This window comes from Burkholderia lata, from assembly GCF_000012945.1.
Taxonomy (GTDB): Bacteria; Pseudomonadota; Gammaproteobacteria; order Burkholderiales; family Burkholderiaceae; genus Burkholderia; species Burkholderia lata.
The window spans coordinates 613,295-628,972 of record NC_007511.1; the positions used below are offsets into that span (position 1 = coordinate 613,295).

Genomic DNA, 15,678 nt, shown 5'->3' on the forward strand with positions numbered 1-15,678 from the left:
GCCTGACCGCTTGACCGCCCGACCGCCCGACCGCCCGACCGCCCGACCGCTTCGCGCCACCCCCGATCCAGGCACCGTCGACCGAACGCAGTATGATTCCGCAGTCGATGCCGGCGATCGCTTCGCTGTAACCGCCCGCCCGCACCGTCGAAGATCTGCCAAGCTTGTTGTAAGCCGGACGCAAACAGCCGCCGCGTGAGAGCGCCGCTGCGAACCCGCCTCCGGACCACCTTCATCGAAACGGTCAGTCAGATGTCAAAGCAAAACAAGAAGATCCTCCTCCTGAGCGTCAGTGCCGGCGCCGGCCATACCCGAGCGGCCGAAGCGATCCGCGCGTTCGCCGACCACCATCCCGCCGGCATCGAAGCCACCCACCTGGACGTGATGGATTTCGTGTCCACCGGCTTCCGCAAGCTGTACACCGATCTCTACATCAAGCTCGTCAGCAGCCAGCCGGCGCTGTGGGGCTACCTGTACCAGAAGACCGACGAGGTCGACCCCGCCGCACCGTCGCAGAAGATCCGGCGCGCGATCGAGCGGCTCAATTGCCGGGCGCTGCTCGCGGAGATCGAACGACAGCGCCCGGACGCGATCATCTGCACGCACTTCCTGCCCGCCGAACTGCTGTCGCGCGAGATCCGCAAGGGGCGCGTCGATACGCCGGTGTGGGTGCAGGTCACCGATTTCGACCTGCACAGCATGTGGGTCGTGCCGAACATGCGCGGCTATTTCGCGGCCAACGACGAGATCGCGTGGCGCATGCATGCGCGCGGCATGGCGCCCGACACGGTGCACGTCAGCGGCATCCCGATCATGCCGGCGTTCGGCCAGCCGCTCGATCGCGCGGCCTGCGCAGCCGAATTCGGCCTCGATCCCGCGCGCCCGACGTTCCTGATGATGTCCGGCGGCGCGGGCCTCGGCGGGCTCGACGTGCTGGCCGCGCGCCTGCTCGAGATGGATGCCGACTTCCAATTGATCGCGCTGGCCGGCAAGAACAAGGCGATGCTGGCGTCGTTGCAAGAACTTGCCGCGCAGCATCCAGGCCGGCTGTTTCCGCAGGGCTTCACGCAGCAGGTCGAACGCCTGATGGCCTGTGCCGACCTCGTGATCACGAAGCCAGGTGGCCTGACGACGTCCGAATGTCTCGCGATGCAGCTGCCGATGATCGTCAACTCGCCGATTCCGGGCCAGGAAGAGCGCAATGCGGATTTCCTGCTCGAACAGGGTGTTGCGCTGAAGGCGATCGACGACGACGCGCTTGTCTACCGGATCCACGCGTTGCTGCAGACGCCCGAGCGTCTTGCCGACATGCGTCGCCGTCTCGCGCCGCTCGGGCGGCCGCTGGCCGGCCGGTTCGTGCTCGATCGCGTGCTGGGTCTGGAGCCGGCTGCATGAGCGTCGCGCGTTTTGTGCCGACGCGCCATACGGTGTTCGTCGTCGCGTGGGTCGTGTTGCTCGCGTACTTCTTCGCGAACGTGGAGATCCAGATCGAAGGCAGCGCGGGTTGGGCCGCCAACCTGCCGACGTGGCGCATCGAACATCACTGGCTGCTCGACATCTTCTGGGGCGGGCGGCCGATGACCGGCTACCACGCATGGGTGTTCCCGTTCGTCGCGCTGTTCTTTCACCTGCCGGCCGTGTTCAACGGACGGTGGTCGTGGCGCGTCGAAGCGCGGATCATCGCGTGCATCATGGTGTTCTGGCTGACCGAGGATTTCCTGTGGTTCGTGCTGAACCCGGCGTATGGCCTGGCCCGCTTCAATCCGGCGAATGTGCCGTGGCATATCCACTGGCTGGGCGTGGCGCCGACCGACTACTGGACGATGAGCGCCGCCGCGATCGTGCTGTTCATTGTTTCCCGCGAGCGCAAGCGCGCGTTTTATTGATCCCCGACCCGACATGAAAATCGCCGTCATTGCCGCGCTCGCCGTCACGCTTGCCGGGCTCGTGCAGCCGGCCCACGCGGACCCGGCCTCCGAGGTGTCCGCCCGGCCGATCAAATGGGCGCAGAGCGTGACCGATGCGCATGTGAACAACCTGCATCGCATTACGCCGACGCTGTACCGCAGTGCCCAGCTGTCGCGCTCGGACGTGCCGGAACTGCAGAAGCTCGGCATCCGCAAGGTCATCAGCTTTCGTTCGTTTCACGCGGACGACACCATCCTGGCCGGCACGCAGATCAGGATGCAGCGCATCCGGATCAACACGTGGGACATCCGCGATGAGGACATGGTCGCTGCATTGAAGGCGCTGCGCACGGCCGACCAGGACGGCCCGGTGCTGATCCACTGCCAGCACGGCGCAGATCGTACGGGGCTCGTGTCGGCGCTGTACCGGATGGTGTATCAGGGCTGGACGCGCGAGCAGGCGCTCGATGAGCTGCAGCACGGCGGCTACGGGTTCCATCCGATCTGGCAGAACATTACGAACTACCTGAAAAACGTCGACGTCGAGCGTTTGAAGCGGGAAGTGAACAGCGGCTGACGAACCCATGAAAAACGCCGCCGACAATCACTGTCGGCGGCGTTTCGTCAGTCCATTGATGAGCGGGCAGCACGCCCGCCGTCGTCAGACCGTCTCCGGCTGCCGCACCGCCTTCGCGATGTTACGAGCCATCGCCCCATTCGCAACAAAGTAAGGCACATCCACCCGCGCAAGCGCCTTGCGCCCGCGAATCTTGTCCGCGATCTTCTCGGCGATCATGATCGTCGGCGCATTGAGGTTGCCGGTCGTGATGATCGGCATGATCGACGCGTCGACGACGCGCAGCCCTTCCAGCCCGTGCACGCGGCCTTCTTCATCGACCACGGCCATGTCGTCGTAACCCATCTTGCACGAGCACGACGGATGGAACGCGGTCTCCGCGCGGGCGCGCACGAACGCGTCGAGTTCCTTGTCGGACTTGCAGTCCGCACCCGGATTCAGCTCGCGGCCGCGATATCGATCCAGCGCGGGCTGCCGCATGATCTCGCGCGTCGCGCGGATCGCGTCGCGGAACTCGCGCCAGTCGAGTGCTTCCGCCATGTAGTTGAACAGAATGCTCGGATGGTCGTTCGGATCGCGCGAGCGCAGCTTCACGCGGCCGCGGCTCGGTGAGCGCATCGAGCCGACGTGCGCCTGGAAGCCGTGCATCTCGATCGCGTTCGAGCCGTTGTAGTTGATTGCAACAGGCAGGAAGTGATACTGGATGTTCGGCCACAGATCGTCGTCGCGCGTACGGATGAAACCGCCTGCCTCGAAGTGGTTGCTTGCGCCGAGGCCGGTGCCGTTCAGCATCCATTCGAGGCCGATCTTCGGCTGGTTCCACCACTTGAGGGCCGGATACAGCGAGACCGGCTCCTTGCACTCGTACTGGATGTACATCTCCAGGTGATCCTGCAGGTTCTGGCCGACGCCAGGCAGGTCGAGCACGACGGGAATGTCGAGTTCCTTCAGCCACGCGCCGGGGCCGACGCCCGAGCGCTGCAGCAGTTGCGGCGATGCGATCGCGCCGCTGCACACGAGCACTTCGCGCCGCGCATGCGCGGTTGCGCGTTCGCTGCCGCGCAGGTACGTGACGCCCGACGCGCGCTTGCCGTCGAACAGGATGCGATCGGCGAGCGCGTGCGTGACGATCTCGAGGTTCGGCCGCACCTTCGCCTGGTCGAGGTAGCCGCGCGCGGTGCTGGCGCGACGGCCCTTCGGCGTGACGGTGCGATCCATCGGGCCGAAGCCTTCCTGCTGATAGCCGTTCAGGTCATCCGTGCGCGGATAGCCGGCCTGCACGCCTGCATCGACCATCGCCTCGAACAGCGGGTTCACGCCCGGCTTGCTGGTCGTGACCGACACGGGGCCGTTGCCGCCGTGGTAGTCGTTCGGGCCGACGTCGCGCGTTTCGGCTTTCTTGAAGTACGGCAGGCAGTCGAGATACGTCCAGTTCTCGAGGCCCTTGTGCGTCGACCAGTTGTCGTAGTCGAGCGCGTTGCCGCGGATGTAGCACATGCCGTTGATCAGCGACGAGCCGCCGAGCCCCTTGCCGCGGCCGCATTCCATCCGGCGGTTGTCCATGTGCGGCTCGGGGTCGGTTTCGTATGCCCAGTTGTAGCGGCGGCCCTGCAGCGGGTAGGCGAGGGCGGCCGGCATCTGCGTGCGGAAGTCGAAGCGGTAGTCGGGGCCACCGGCTTCGAGCAGCAGCACCGTCACGTCCGGATCTTCCGTCAGGCGCGTTGCGAGCACGTTGCCCGCGGAACCTGCGCCGCAGATGATGTAGTCGTATTCGCGTGTCGTCATGACGGTCAGTCTCCTTTCGTGATTCTCAAAACACCGGGTTGTAGCGGCCGAGCTCGACCTGCACCGACTTGATTCGAGTGTAGTGCTCGAGCGTCGTGATGCCGTTCTCGCGTCCGACACCGGATTGCTTGTATCCGCCAACCGGCATCTCGGCCGGCGATTCGCCCCACGTGTTGATCCAGCAGATGCCGGCTTCGAGGCGATGGATCGTGCGGTGCGCGCGCGACAGGTTCTCGGTCACGACGCCGGCCGCCAGGCCGTAGTGCGTGTCGTTCGCGCGGGCAATCACTTCGTCCTCCGATTCGAAATCGAGGATGCTCATCACCGGCCCGAAGATTTCCTCGCGGACGATCTTCATGTCGTCGCGGCAATCGCCGAACACGGTCGGCGCGACGTACTGGCCGCTACCGAAGTGGCCGTCGGTGAGGCGCGTGCCGCCCGCGAGCAGCTTCGCGCCTTCCGCCTTGCCGCTTTCGATGAAGCCGAGCACCTTGTCGAGCTGCGCGGCCGACACGAGCGGGCCGAAGTTGGTATCGGCATCGGTCGGCTTGCCGACGCGGATGCGCTTCACGCGTTCGAGTACTCGCTGCGTGAATGCGTCCTTGATCGAGCGGTGCACGAACACGCGCGTGCCGTTCGTGCAGACCTGGCCCGAGCTGAAGAAGTTGGCGGTCACCGCGATGTCGGCCGCACGGTCGAGATCCGCGTCGTCGAACACGATCAGCGGCGACTTGCCGCCGAGTTCCATCGTCACTTCCTTCAGCGACGACGCGCCGGCCAGCGACATCACCTTCTTGCCGGTTTCGACGCCGCCGGTGAACGACACCTTCGCGATGTCAGGGTGGCCCGTCAGCAGCGCGCCGACCGAGCCGTCGCCCTGCACGACGTTGAACACGCCGGCCGGCACGCCGGCTTCCGTATAGATTTCCGCGAGCTTCAGCGCGGTGAGCGGCGTGACTTCGCTCGGCTTGAACACCATCGCGTTGCCGGCCGCGAGTGCGGGGGCCGTCTTCCAGCACGCGATCTGGATCGGGTAGTTCCACGCGCCGATGCCCGCGCACACGCCGAGCGGCTCGCGGCGCGTGTAGACGAACGACTCGGCGCGCAGCGGCACCTGCAGCCCTTCGATCGCGGTCGCGAGGCCCGCGTAGTACTCGATCACGTCCGCGCCGGTGACGATGTCGACCGCGAGCGTCTCGCCGATCGGCTTGCCCGTGTCGCGCGTTTCCAGTGCGGCGAGCTCGTCGTTGCGCTCGCGCAGCAGGTCGACGGCGCGGCGCAGGATGCGCGAGCGCTGCATCGCGGTCATCGCGGCCCATTCGCGCTGGCCTTCCTGGGCGGACGCGACCGCGCGGTCGACGTCGGCTGCGCTGGCCTGCTGCACCTGCGCGAGCAGTTCGCCGGTGGCGGGATCGAAGGTGTCGAAAGTCTTGCCGCTCGTGGCGTCGACGTAACCGCCGCCGATGTAGAGGCGCTGCAAACCGAATACGGACATGAGGATCTCCTTGAGGGCGACTGCGTGACGCGTCAGTCGGACGCGAGCAGCAGGTCGATGTAATCGTGAGCGAGCTTCAATGCAGCCCGGGTGTCGATCGGGCCGCCGGCGAGTGCGCCGCGCAGCCACAGGCCGTCGATCAGCGCGGCGAGGCCGCTGGCGGCTTCGCGTGCTTGGGTGCGCGGCAACGCCTTCGCGAATTCGGCGCACAGGTTCGAATGGAGGCGCCGCGTGTTGACATGCTGCAGGCGCTTGAGCATCGGGTCGTGCATGCTCTGCGACCAGAACGCGAGCCATGTCTTCATCACGGGCGCGCTGACCTGCGTGTCGTCGAAGTTTGCGGCGACGATCGCGCGCAGCCGGGAGCGCGGATCCTTGCGTGCCGCCACGCGGCGGTGCGTGGTGGCCGACCACAGGTCGCGCAGCACGTGCCGCATCGTGGCTTCGAGCAGGCCGTCCTTGTCGCCGAAGTAGTGGCTGACGATGCCCGTCGAGATGTTCGCGCGCTGCGCGACCGATGCGAGCGTCGTGCCGGGCAGGCCCGCTTCGTCGATCGACCGCAGCGTGGCGTCGATCAACTGTGCGCGGCGAATCTCCCGCATTCCGACTTTCGGCATCGCGACTCCTTTCGCCCGGACGGGCCGTCCATGGAAGTCGAGAGCTTAGCGGTTTTTTATTGATCGTTCAATCAACAAAAAATCGGGGTCTGACGGCGGAGGCGGGTTCCCGGCCGGTGAACGAGGCCCTCGATCGCACGTTGTGCAGGTGCGGAAAAATAATTGAAAGATGATTAAAAATGCTGGAGTTTGTTTAAAACGCTTTCTGAAGAGAGCGATCAATCCGGTTAATCGTTGCGAGTGTCGATGCGATTACGGAATGAAAGAGTATTGAGCTGTGTGATATTCGGTTAAGCACGGAAGTCGGTTCGCGAAACGACGTCACGATTCATTCATGGAAATCCGTTTTAAATAAGCGAATGAAACTACATAACGTATTGATTATGAATGGATATATTGGGATTAAACGGGGATCGACTGCGGCTCCGCAAACGATTGCGATCACCCTCGAAGGAATTCTGCTTACCATAAAAAATCCGGGAATAATTTGAATCTGCCGCATTTCCTGACCGAGTAGAGGGTATCGTTGGAATGACTTGAGTCAGTAATATTGTCCGTATTAGTATGGCGCCGCACTACGAGGAATGAATCGATGCCGCCGGTATTGCCGCGGTGCATTGGCCAACAGCGCGATTCGGATTGCGCGCTAAAACCGGCGCAGTCATTGCGCACCTGCAGCATGCCGCGACGTCGAGACGCCGCATCCACCGGAGAACGACGATGCTGACCGAAAAACACGTGGTCCCGCTGCCGAATGGTCTGAAGGTCTACGTCGAACGGAACGTGTTCGACCCGGCGTTCGACACGGCGATGCTCGTCAACGGTGCCCTCGCGACGACCGCGTCGTTCGGGCAGACCGTCCAGTATCTCGGCGAGCGGATCAACACGATCTGCTTCGACCTGCCGTATGCGGGGCAGTCGCGCCAGCACAACCCGGGCTGCTTCATCCTGACGAAAGACGACGAAGCCGCGATCCTGCAGCACCTGGTCGAGCGCTTCGCGCCGGCGTACCTCGTGTCGGTGTCGTGGGGCGGCGTCGCGTCGCTGTTCGCGCTCGCACGCGGCTGCCCGAGCGTGCGGCGCGCGGCGATCTGTTCGTTCTCGCCGTTCCTGAACGACGCGATGGTCGACTACGTGACGCGCGCCCGCGACCACATCGCGGCCGGCGAGAACCTGAAGGCCGCGCAACTGCTGAACGACACCGTCGGCCGCTACCTGCCGCGCATCATGAAGCTGTACAACTACCGCTATCTCACGCGCCTGCCGCGCGACGAGCAGGACCAGGTCGCGTTCCACGTCGACCAGATCCTGTCGCTGCAGCCCGAGCGCTACTTCAGCGAGTTCTCGAACATCGGCTGCGAGCTGCTGTTCCTGAACGGCGAGCGCGACGAATACACGACGCCCGCCGACGTGCGCCAGCTCGGCGCGCACGTGCCGCGCGCACGGTTCGCGACGGTGCCGGACGCCGGCCACTTCCTCGACATCGAAGGCCGCGCGCAGCGCGAATACACGCGCTCGGCGTTGCTCGATTTTTTCTGCGGCGGGTCGTCGCTCGCCGCCGGCATCGCGCTTGCCGCCGCGCAGGCGTGCGCGCCCGCACCGATGCACGCGCTGTCGTCGTGACGCCGCACGCCGTGCGTGCGGACCGCGCGGCGCTCCCGAATTCCCATCCCAACGAGGCAGGCCAGCCGTGAATATCGTTCAGACCATCGCCATCGTCGTACCGTGGGCCGCGTGGCTCGCCTACTGGATCGCCACGTCGCAAGGCGTGAAGACGACCGTGCGCAAGGAAGCGTCGCGCTCGCGCACGTTGCAGTCGGTTCCGCTGATCGTCGGCGGCGCGCTGATCATCCTGCCCGATCCGTCGTGGCAGGCGCTCGTGCCGGACTGGCAGCGCTTCGGCCTGCAGGCGCAGTGCGGGCTCGCGGTGCTGGTGGCCGGCCTGTTGTTCTCGGTGTGGGCGCGGTTGCACCTCGGCACGAACTGGAGCGTATCGGTCACGCTGAAGGAAGACCATGAGCTCGTCCGCACGGGGCCGTATGGGCTCGTGCGTCACCCGATCTATACGGGCTGCCTGATCGCGCTGGTCGGCGCCGCACTGATCGGCGGCGAATGGCGTGGCGCGATCGGCGTGCTGCTCGTGTTCGCGTCGCTCGCGTACAAGGTGCGCGTCGAGGAAAGCTGGCTGACCGGGTATTTCGGGCCGGCATACACGCAGTACCGCCGCGAAGTCGCGGCGCTGATTCCCGGCTTCTACTGAACCCCGCGAGGCGCGCGATGGCGAAGATGATCGTGACCGCGATCGGTTCGGCGGGCGACGTGCATCCGCTGCTCGGCGTCGCGCGCACGCTCGCGGCGCGCGGTCACGACGTCGTGTTCTGCACGCATGCGCCGTTCGAGGCGACCGTGCGGCGTTGCGGGTTCGCGTTCGTGCCGATCGGTACGGCAGCCGAATACGAGGCCGCGATGGCGAACCCCGCGTTGTGGGATTCGCGCACATCGTTTCGCACGCTGTGGCAGGTGATCGCACCGACGCTGCGCCCGCATTACGACGCGCTGCGTGCGCTGACCGACGGCGACACGGTGCTCGTCGGCACGCTGTGGGCGTTCTCCGCGCGCTTCATGCAGGAACTGCACGGTACGCCGTACGTGTCGGTGCAGGTATCGCCGTCGACGTTGCTGTCCGCGCATGCGCCGCCGACGCACCCGCGCCTGACGATTCCCGCGCGTTGGCCGCTGCCCGTGAAGGCGGCGCTGATGACGCTGATCGAGCGCCAGGTGCTCGATCGCGCGTGCGGCCCCGCGCTCAACGCGGTGCGCCGCGATCTCGGGCTCGCGCCCGCGCGGCGCGTGCTGGGCCGCTGGCTGCATTCGACCGACGGCGTGCTGTGCCTGTTTCCCGGCTGGTTCGCGCCGCCGCAGCCGGACTGGCCGTCGAATCACCTGCAAAGCGGTTTCCCGCTGTTCAACGATATTGCGACCCCTGAAGACGATGTGGCACTCGATGCGTATCTCGCGGCCGGTGAACCCCCGGTCGTGTTCACGGCCGGTTCGACACGCGTCGATCACGCGGCCTACGCGCGCGCGGTGGCGGACGCGCTGCACGCGACCGGCGCGCGCGGGATCCTGCTGACGCCGCACGATGCGGCGCCGGACAGTGTCCGTTTGATCGTGCGCCGCTTCGTGCCGATGCGCACGCTGCTGCCGCGTTGCCGCGCGCTCGTGCATCACGGCGGAGTCGGCACCGCGGCGCTCGCGTTCGAAGCCGGGATCGCACAGGTCGTCACGCCGTTCGCACACGACCAGTTCGACAACGCGCAACGGGTCGCCGTGAGCGGCTGCGGCGTGCGGGTCGACGGCCCGATCGACGGTGCGCGTCTCGGCGCGGCGCTCGCGCGCGTGCTCGGCGATCCTGCGTTTGCCGCGCATGCGGCGCGCACGCGTGCACGGCTGGCGGCCGACCGGGACGGCTGTGACGCTGCGGCCGATTTCATCGAACGATTCGTGCCGGCGCGCAGTCAGACCGCCGCGCGGGCCGAAGCTGCGGTGGCCGGCGCATGAGCACCGCTTCGCCGCTTCACGACGGGCCCGTCGCGCCGTCCGCGTTCGACGTGCCGGCCCCCGCGCCGGCCGCGCAACCGGTGCGCGGCATCCGGCTCGCGCTGCTGACGTTCGCGCTGTCGCTCGCGACCTTCATTGAGGTGCTCGACTCGACCGTGACGAACGTCGCGGTGCCGGCGATCTCCGGCAGTCTCGGCGTATCGAACAGCCAGGGCACGTGGGTGATCAGCTCGTATTCGGTCGCGGCCGCGATCGCGGTGCCGCTGACGGGCTGGCTCGCGCGCCGCGTCGGCGAGTTGCGGCTGTTCGTTGGCGCGGTGTTGCTGTTCACGCTGACGTCGCTGCTGTGCGGGCTCGCGCGCGACCTGCATGTGCTCGTGATCTGCCGTGCGCTGCAGGGGCTGTTTTCTGGGCCGATGGTGCCGCTGTCGCAGACGATCCTGCTGCGCACGTTCCCGCCGGACAAGCGCACGATCGCGCTCGCGCTGTGGGCGATGACGGTGCTGCTCGCACCGATCTTCGGGCCGGTGGTCGGCGGCTGGATCGTCGACAACTTCTCGTGGCCGTGGATCTTCCTGATCAATTTGCCGATCGGGCTGTTCTCGTTCGCGGTCTGCACCGCGATGCTGCGCCCCGACGCGCAGCGCGGCGAGGCCGGCCCGATCGACGTGCCGGGCATCGTGCTGCTCGTGATCGGCGTCGGCTCGCTGCAGGCGATGCTCGATCTCGGCCACGATCGCGGCTGGTTCGGCTCGCCGCTGATCGTCACGCTCGCGGTGGTCGCAGGGTTATCGATCGTGTCGCTGCTGATCTGGGAAGCGGGCGAGGCGCATCCCGTCGTCGATCTCAGCCTGTTCCGCGATCGCACGTTCTCGTTCTGCGTGCTGATCATCTCGCTCGGGATGATGAGCTTCTCGGTGGTCGGCGTCGTGTTCCCGCTGTGGATGCAGGCCGTGATGGGCTACAACGCGTTCCACGCGGGGCTCGCGACCGCATCGCTCGGCGTGCTCGCGCTGGTGTTCTCGATCCTCGTCGGTCTCCATGCGCATCGCTTCGACGCGCGCGTGCTCGCGACCTTCGGCTTCCTCGTGTTCGCGGCCGTGCTCGCGTGGGATGCGCATTTCACGCTGAAGATGACGTTCGCGCAGATCGCCGCGCCGGGGCTGATCCAGGGGATCGGGCTGCCGTGCTTCTTCATTCCGCTGACCGCCGCGACGCTGTCGCGCATTCCGGACGACCGGCTCGCGGCCGCGTCGAGCCTGTCGAACTTCCTGCGCACGCTGTCCGCCGCGTTCGGCACCGCGATGAGCGTGACGTTGTGGGACAACCGCGCGACCTATCACTACGACGTCGTGTCGCAATCCGTCACGCATGCATCGGCGAACACGCAGCGCTTCGTGCACACGCTGAACGCGATGGGCGTCGACGGTGTGCGCGAGCTGACGACGCTGCACCAGGTCGTGATGCAGCAGGCCTACATGATGGCGACCAACGACATGTTCTGGATGGCGAGCATGACGTGTCTCGCACTCGCGGCATTGATGTGGCTGACGCGGCCGAAACGCGGCGCGGCGGCGTCGTTCGGGCATTGAGGAGAGGAACATGACGACACTCGGCGCACTCGTGATCCTGTATCACCCGAGCGATGCGCAGCTCGACGCGCTCAGCGCATGGCGGCACGCGTGCGACGCGCTGCTCGTCGTCGACAACACGCCGCAGCCCGATGCACGGGCCCGCGAGCTGTGCGCGCGCGAAGGCATCGCGCTGCTGCATCACGGCAATCGCGGCGGAATCGCGGGCGCGTACAACGCGGGGCTCGCGGCGCTGTTTCGCGACCGCATCGATGCCGTCGCGCTGTTCGACCAGGATTCGTCGGTGCCGGCCGCGTATTTCCCCGCGATGCGCGATGTCTGCGCGGGGCTTGGCAGGCGTGCGTTCCTGGCCGGCCCGCGCATCTTCGACGAAAACGCGCGCAGCTTCCTGCCCGAACTGTCGACCAACGGGATCGGGCTGCGCCGCCTGCGCATCGAGCCGGGTGCGCCGCTGCAGCGCTGCGCGTTCCTGATTTCGTCGGGCTGCGTCGTGTCGCGCGACGCGTTCGACGTGCTCGGTCGTTTCGACGAGACGTTGTTCATCGATCACGTCGATACCGAATACAGTTTCCGCGCGCTGTCGCGCAACGTGCCGCTCTATGTCGTGCCGTCGCTGGTGCTGCCGCACCGGATCGGCGCGAAGCAGCGTCACGCGATCGGCCCTTTTGAAATGACGTCGATGAATCACTCGTGGCAACGGCGCTACTACAGCGCACGCAATGCGGTGCAGCTCGGGATGCAGTACGGGTTGCGCTTTCCGGTGGCAATCGTGCCGAACCTGCTGACGGTGTGGCAGGTCGTGCAGATCGCGCTCGTCGAACGCGACAAGCGCGCGAAGCTCGCCGGCATCCTGTTCGGCGTCGCGGACGGCCTGTTCGGCCGGCTCGGCCCGCTCGAACGTACGCGGCCGCGTCTGGCCGCGCGTGCGCAGCGCGTTCAGCAGGGATGAGGGGCGCGATGCGGCGTGAAGAAAAAGCGGCGAGTCTGCCGCGTGGCTTGACGGGCGGCTCGATGATGATCGCCGCCGCAGCCGTGTCGCTGGCGTTGGGCGGATGCGTGCCGTCGGGCTTCCTGCCGTCGCTGTCGCTGCGTGCACCGGCCGACGATGCGCTCGCGCATACGGCCGGCCCCGGTGTGAACGGCGCCTGGCCCGCGCCCGACTGGGTCAAGCAGTTGAAGGATCCGCAACTCGACGCACTGGTTGCCGAGGCTTCGCAAAACAACCCCGACCTGCAGGTCGCGCAGGCGCGGCTGCGGATCGCGCAGGCGCAGCTTCAGCAGTTCGATTCGTTGACGGGGCTGACGGGTACGGCCGGCGCGACGGTCAGCCGCGCGCGGATGCCGAAGCCGGGCAACGACGTCGCCGACGTGTCGGTCAGCGGCTATCGCGTACCTGTCGAGATCTTTGGCGATCCGAACACCTCGCCGTCGTCGGTGTTCGTCGGGCTGACTTACCAGCTCGACCTGTGGGGGAAGAACCGCGCCGCGACGAAGAGCCTGATGTCGCTGCGCGAAGCGGCGCGGGTCGAGGCCGAGCAGGTGCGGCTCACGCTGGCGGTGGCGATCGTCACCGTGTACTGCCAGCTCGACCAGGCGTATGCGACGCAGGAACTGCTGCAGCAGAAACTGAAGGTGAGCCAGCGCGTGACGACCGTGCTGCGCGAGCGCACCGCGCGCGGGCTCGACAACGCGTACGACGCCAGCGACGCATCGATCAAGCGCAGCAAGCTGCTCGCGCAGATCGCGCTCAACGACGAACAGATCAAGCTCGCGCAATTGCAGCTCGGCGTGCTGTCGGGCCGCGGCCCCGAGCGCGGGCTCGCGCTGCAGCGGCCGCGCGTCGGCGCGTTCGCGGGCGGCGCGCTGCCCGCGCGGCTGCCGGCCGATCTCCTGGGCCGCCGGCCGGACATCGTCGCCGCGCGTTTGCGCGTCGAGGCCGCGTTCGCGAATGCCGATTCGACGCGCGCACAGTTCTATCCGGACGTGAACCTCGTCGCGCTCGGCGGCGTGTTCGCGCTGACGCCCGCGTCGCTGTTCTCGCGCGATGCGCTCGCCGGCTCTGTCGGCCCGGCGATCTCGCTGCCGATCTTCGATCGCGGCCGGCTGAAGGCGAAGCTCGGTGCGGATGTCGCGCAGGCCGACGTCGCGATCGGGATGTACAACAAGACCGTCGACGACGCGCTCGGGCAGGTCGCGCAGTTCGTCACGTCGCTGCAGACGTCGCAGACGCTCGTCGCGCAGCAGCAGGACGCGGTTGCGGCCGCGCAGAAGATCGTGGAGATCGCGACCGACCGTCACCGGCGCGGCGTGCTGATGCAGAAGGATGTGGACGTCGCGGATCTCACGCTGATCGACGAACGCGCGCAGATGATCGCGTTGCTCGGCCGGCAGCGGACGCTGCGTGTCGGGCTGATCGGCGCGCTGGGCGGCGGGTTCGATGCGGGCGCAACGGTTGCGCAGGCGCCGGCCGCGCATCGGGCGCGTAGCGGGGCGGCGAAGCGGGGTGCTTCGGCTGCTTCGCCCGCAGTGGTTGCTGCGACCATGCCGACTGCCGCCGTGGCCGCCAGCCGACCGGTGGCGGTGGCGTCGGCCGACGTGCATGCGGCGAGCGCGGCCGTGCCGCCGATCGTCGCTGCATCGAATGCGGGGTCCGCATCCGCATCCGCATCCGCATCCGCGACCGCACGACGCGACGACGCGGCTCGCGCGCCGGCCGTCGGCACGACGCCTCGCGGCACCTCCATTCTTGCGCACACGGCCGCGGCGATTCCGGCGCCGAGCCCGTCGGTCATGCCGCCGATCCCCTTGTTCCAGCACGATCGTCTGATCGTTACGCAAAGCGACTGATGCACCACGACAACCTCCATACCGCCGCGCCGCCGGCCGCACTGAACGACCCGGCACTCGACGCGCGCCGCACGACGCGCCGCAAGCGCTTCATCGTGTTCTTCGCGGTCGTGCTGGTGGCCGCGCTTGCATGGATCGCGTACTGGCTGCTGAGCGACCGCTATTACGAAGACACCGACGACGCGTACGTCGCTGGCAGCATCGTCCAGGTTGCCGCGCAGATCCCCGGATCGGTGACCGACGTCGTGGTCGCCGATACGCAGGCCGTGCGCGCCGGCCAGACGCTCGTGAAGCTCGACGACACCGAGGCGTCCGTCGCGTTCGCGCAGGCGAAGGCGCAGCTCGCGCAGGCGGTGCGGCAGGTCGCGAACGCGAAGATCTCGAACACGATGTACGTCGAGGCCGTGAATGCGCGGCGCGCCGACCTGTCGCTCGCGCAGCGCGCATTTGCCGCGCGCTCGGGCGCGTCGGTCGAGATCGTCGCGCCCGAGGAGCTCGCGCGTGCGCGCGCGGCGGTCGCCGGTGCGCAGGCGAATCTCGCGGCCGCGCAGGCGCAGCTCGATGCGGCACGCGCGCTCGGCACCAAACTGCCCGTCGACGAAAACCCGGCCGTCGTGCAGGCGGCCGCGCAGTTCAAGCTCGCGTACCGGAACCTGAAACGCACGACGATCGTCGCGCCCGTCGACGGCACGATCGGGCAGCGTTCGGTGCAGGTCGGCCAGCAGGTCGGGCCCGGCGTGCCGCTGATGTCGATCGTGCAGCTCAACCAGCTGTGGATCGAGGCGAATTTCAAGGAAGGGCAGATTCGCCACATGCGCGTCGGGCAGCCGGTCGAGGTCGTGTCGGATCTGTACGGCTCGCGTGTGACCTATCGCGGCCGCGTGCAGGGTTTCTCGGCTGGCACGGGCAGCGCGTTCTCGATGCTGCCGTCGCAGAACGCGGCCGGCAACTGGATCAAGGTCGTGCAGCGCGTGCCGGTCGTGATCGCGCTCGATGCGCGCGATCTCGCCGCGCATCCGCTGCGCGTCGGGCTGTCGATGCGCGCGACGGTCGACACGCACGACCGCAATGGCCACGCGCTCGACAGCGAGCCGCCGACACCGGCCGTCAGCACGCGCGTGCACGACGGCGTCGCGAGCGACGCGGAAAGCGCCGCCGCCGCGATCATCCGCGAGAACGCCGGCGGTTGAGCGTTTGCCGGCGCGCACCGCGTCGGCCACCCGCTCAGGCAACGTCCGAAAGATTCGAAAAACGCATGATCGGCGTCTGAAAATATCGTGTCCGATACCGGCGCAAC

Annotated in this window: 13 protein-coding genes; 10 read left to right on the forward strand and 3 right to left on the reverse strand. The window is 67.2% G+C overall.

The features are described 5' to 3' along the window. The first annotated feature begins 252 nt into the window (after window positions 1–252). From BCEP18194_RS25540 to BCEP18194_RS25550, 3 genes are read left to right on the forward strand one after another with little or no spacing between them, the layout of a single operon-like run. A complete protein-coding gene (locus BCEP18194_RS25540) occupies window positions 253–1,395 on the forward strand; it encodes an MGDG synthase family glycosyltransferase (RefSeq protein ID WP_041493191.1) in 1,143 nt (380 codons plus the stop codon). After that, complete coding sequence (locus tag BCEP18194_RS25545; RefSeq protein ID WP_011354160.1) at window positions 1,392–1,886, forward strand: hypothetical protein; 495 nt, start codon at window positions 1,392–1,394, stop codon at window positions 1,884–1,886. Before BCEP18194_RS25540 ends, BCEP18194_RS25545 begins: the two co-directional genes overlap by 4 nt. A gap of 13 nt (window positions 1,887–1,899) precedes the next feature. Continuing rightward, window positions 1,900–2,484 carry a dual specificity protein phosphatase family protein gene (locus tag BCEP18194_RS25550; protein ID WP_011354161.1) on the forward strand — a complete coding sequence of 195 codons (585 nt, stop codon included), beginning with the start codon at window positions 1,900–1,902 and terminating at the stop codon, window positions 2,482–2,484. An 84-nt stretch (window positions 2,485–2,568) separates the two neighbouring features. Here the strand turns inward: BCEP18194_RS25550 and betA are convergent, their stop codons facing one another. From betA to betI, 3 genes are read right to left on the reverse strand one after another with little or no spacing between them, the layout of a single operon-like run. Then, entirely contained in the window at window positions 2,569–4,269 is a 1,701-nt protein-coding gene (gene betA, locus BCEP18194_RS25555; RefSeq protein WP_011354162.1) for a choline dehydrogenase, read from the reverse strand. 25 nt (window positions 4,270–4,294) lie between these two features. Continuing rightward, window positions 4,295–5,764: a betaine-aldehyde dehydrogenase gene (gene betB / locus BCEP18194_RS25560; RefSeq protein ID WP_011354163.1), complete on the reverse strand. Its 1,470-nt coding sequence runs from the start codon at window positions 5,762–5,764 to the stop codon at window positions 4,295–4,297. A gap of 32 nt (window positions 5,765–5,796) precedes the next feature. Continuing rightward, window positions 5,797–6,381, reverse strand: a complete 585-nt coding sequence (gene betI, locus BCEP18194_RS25565) for a transcriptional regulator BetI (RefSeq protein ID WP_011354164.1) — start codon at window positions 6,379–6,381, stop codon at window positions 5,797–5,799. 720 nt (window positions 6,382–7,101) lie between these two features. On the opposite strand from betI, the gene BCEP18194_RS25570 reads away from it, so the two are divergent. From BCEP18194_RS25570 to BCEP18194_RS25600, 7 genes are all read left to right on the forward strand, one after another. After that, on the forward strand, window positions 7,102–8,004 hold the full coding sequence (locus tag BCEP18194_RS25570) for an alpha/beta fold hydrolase (RefSeq protein ID WP_011354165.1): 903 nt from the start codon (window positions 7,102–7,104) through the stop codon (window positions 8,002–8,004). Window positions 8,005–8,071: 67 nt separating this feature from the next. Then, window positions 8,072–8,641 carry a methyltransferase family protein gene (locus BCEP18194_RS25575; protein WP_011354166.1) on the forward strand — a complete coding sequence of 190 codons (570 nt, stop codon included), beginning with the start codon at window positions 8,072–8,074 and terminating at the stop codon, window positions 8,639–8,641. Between the two features lie 17 nt (window positions 8,642–8,658). Then, window positions 8,659–9,942 (forward strand): glycosyltransferase, encoded by a 1,284-nt coding sequence (locus BCEP18194_RS25580; protein ID WP_011354167.1) that lies wholly within the window; start codon window positions 8,659–8,661, stop codon window positions 9,940–9,942. After that, complete coding sequence (locus BCEP18194_RS25585) at window positions 9,939–11,534, forward strand: DHA2 family efflux MFS transporter permease subunit (protein ID WP_011354168.1); 1,596 nt, start codon at window positions 9,939–9,941, stop codon at window positions 11,532–11,534. The genes BCEP18194_RS25580 and BCEP18194_RS25585 overlap by 4 nt, the downstream gene beginning before the upstream one ends. A 10-nt stretch (window positions 11,535–11,544) precedes the next feature. Further along, a complete protein-coding gene (locus tag BCEP18194_RS25590) occupies window positions 11,545–12,483 on the forward strand; it encodes a glycosyltransferase family 2 protein (protein WP_011354169.1) in 939 nt (312 codons plus the stop codon). 8 nt (window positions 12,484–12,491) lie between these two features. Further along, window positions 12,492–14,381, forward strand: a complete 1,890-nt coding sequence (locus tag BCEP18194_RS25595) for an efflux transporter outer membrane subunit (RefSeq protein WP_011354170.1) — start codon at window positions 12,492–12,494, stop codon at window positions 14,379–14,381. Continuing rightward, on the forward strand, window positions 14,381–15,571 hold the full coding sequence (locus BCEP18194_RS25600; protein ID WP_011354171.1) for an efflux RND transporter periplasmic adaptor subunit: 1,191 nt from the start codon (window positions 14,381–14,383) through the stop codon (window positions 15,569–15,571). Before BCEP18194_RS25595 ends, BCEP18194_RS25600 begins: the two co-directional genes overlap by 1 nt. Window positions 15,572–15,678: the final 107 nt, after the last annotated feature.

Coding starts and splice junctions, on each gene's coding strand:
- BCEP18194_RS25540 (WP_041493191.1), top strand. CDS start 253: ATGTCAAAGCAAAACAAGAAGATCCTCCTCCTGAGCGTCAGTGCCGGC.
- BCEP18194_RS25545 (WP_011354160.1), top strand. CDS start 1,392: ATGAGCGTCGCGCGTTTTGTGCCGACGCGCCATACGGTGTTCGTCGTC.
- BCEP18194_RS25550 (WP_011354161.1), top strand. CDS start 1,900: ATGAAAATCGCCGTCATTGCCGCGCTCGCCGTCACGCTTGCCGGGCTC.
- betA (WP_011354162.1), bottom strand. CDS start 4,269: ATGACGACACGCGAATACGACTACATCATCTGCGGCGCAGGTTCCGCG.
- betB (WP_011354163.1), bottom strand. CDS start 5,764: ATGTCCGTATTCGGTTTGCAGCGCCTCTACATCGGCGGCGGTTACGTC.
- betI (WP_011354164.1), bottom strand. CDS start 6,381: ATGCCGAAAGTCGGAATGCGGGAGATTCGCCGCGCACAGTTGATCGAC.
- BCEP18194_RS25570 (WP_011354165.1), top strand. CDS start 7,102: ATGCTGACCGAAAAACACGTGGTCCCGCTGCCGAATGGTCTGAAGGTC.
- BCEP18194_RS25580 (WP_011354167.1), top strand. CDS start 8,659: ATGGCGAAGATGATCGTGACCGCGATCGGTTCGGCGGGCGACGTGCAT.
- BCEP18194_RS25585 (WP_011354168.1), top strand. CDS start 9,939: ATGAGCACCGCTTCGCCGCTTCACGACGGGCCCGTCGCGCCGTCCGCG.
- BCEP18194_RS25590 (WP_011354169.1), top strand. CDS start 11,545: ATGACGACACTCGGCGCACTCGTGATCCTGTATCACCCGAGCGATGCG.
- BCEP18194_RS25595 (WP_011354170.1), top strand. CDS start 12,492: ATGCGGCGTGAAGAAAAAGCGGCGAGTCTGCCGCGTGGCTTGACGGGC.
- BCEP18194_RS25600 (WP_011354171.1), top strand. CDS start 14,381: ATGCACCACGACAACCTCCATACCGCCGCGCCGCCGGCCGCACTGAAC.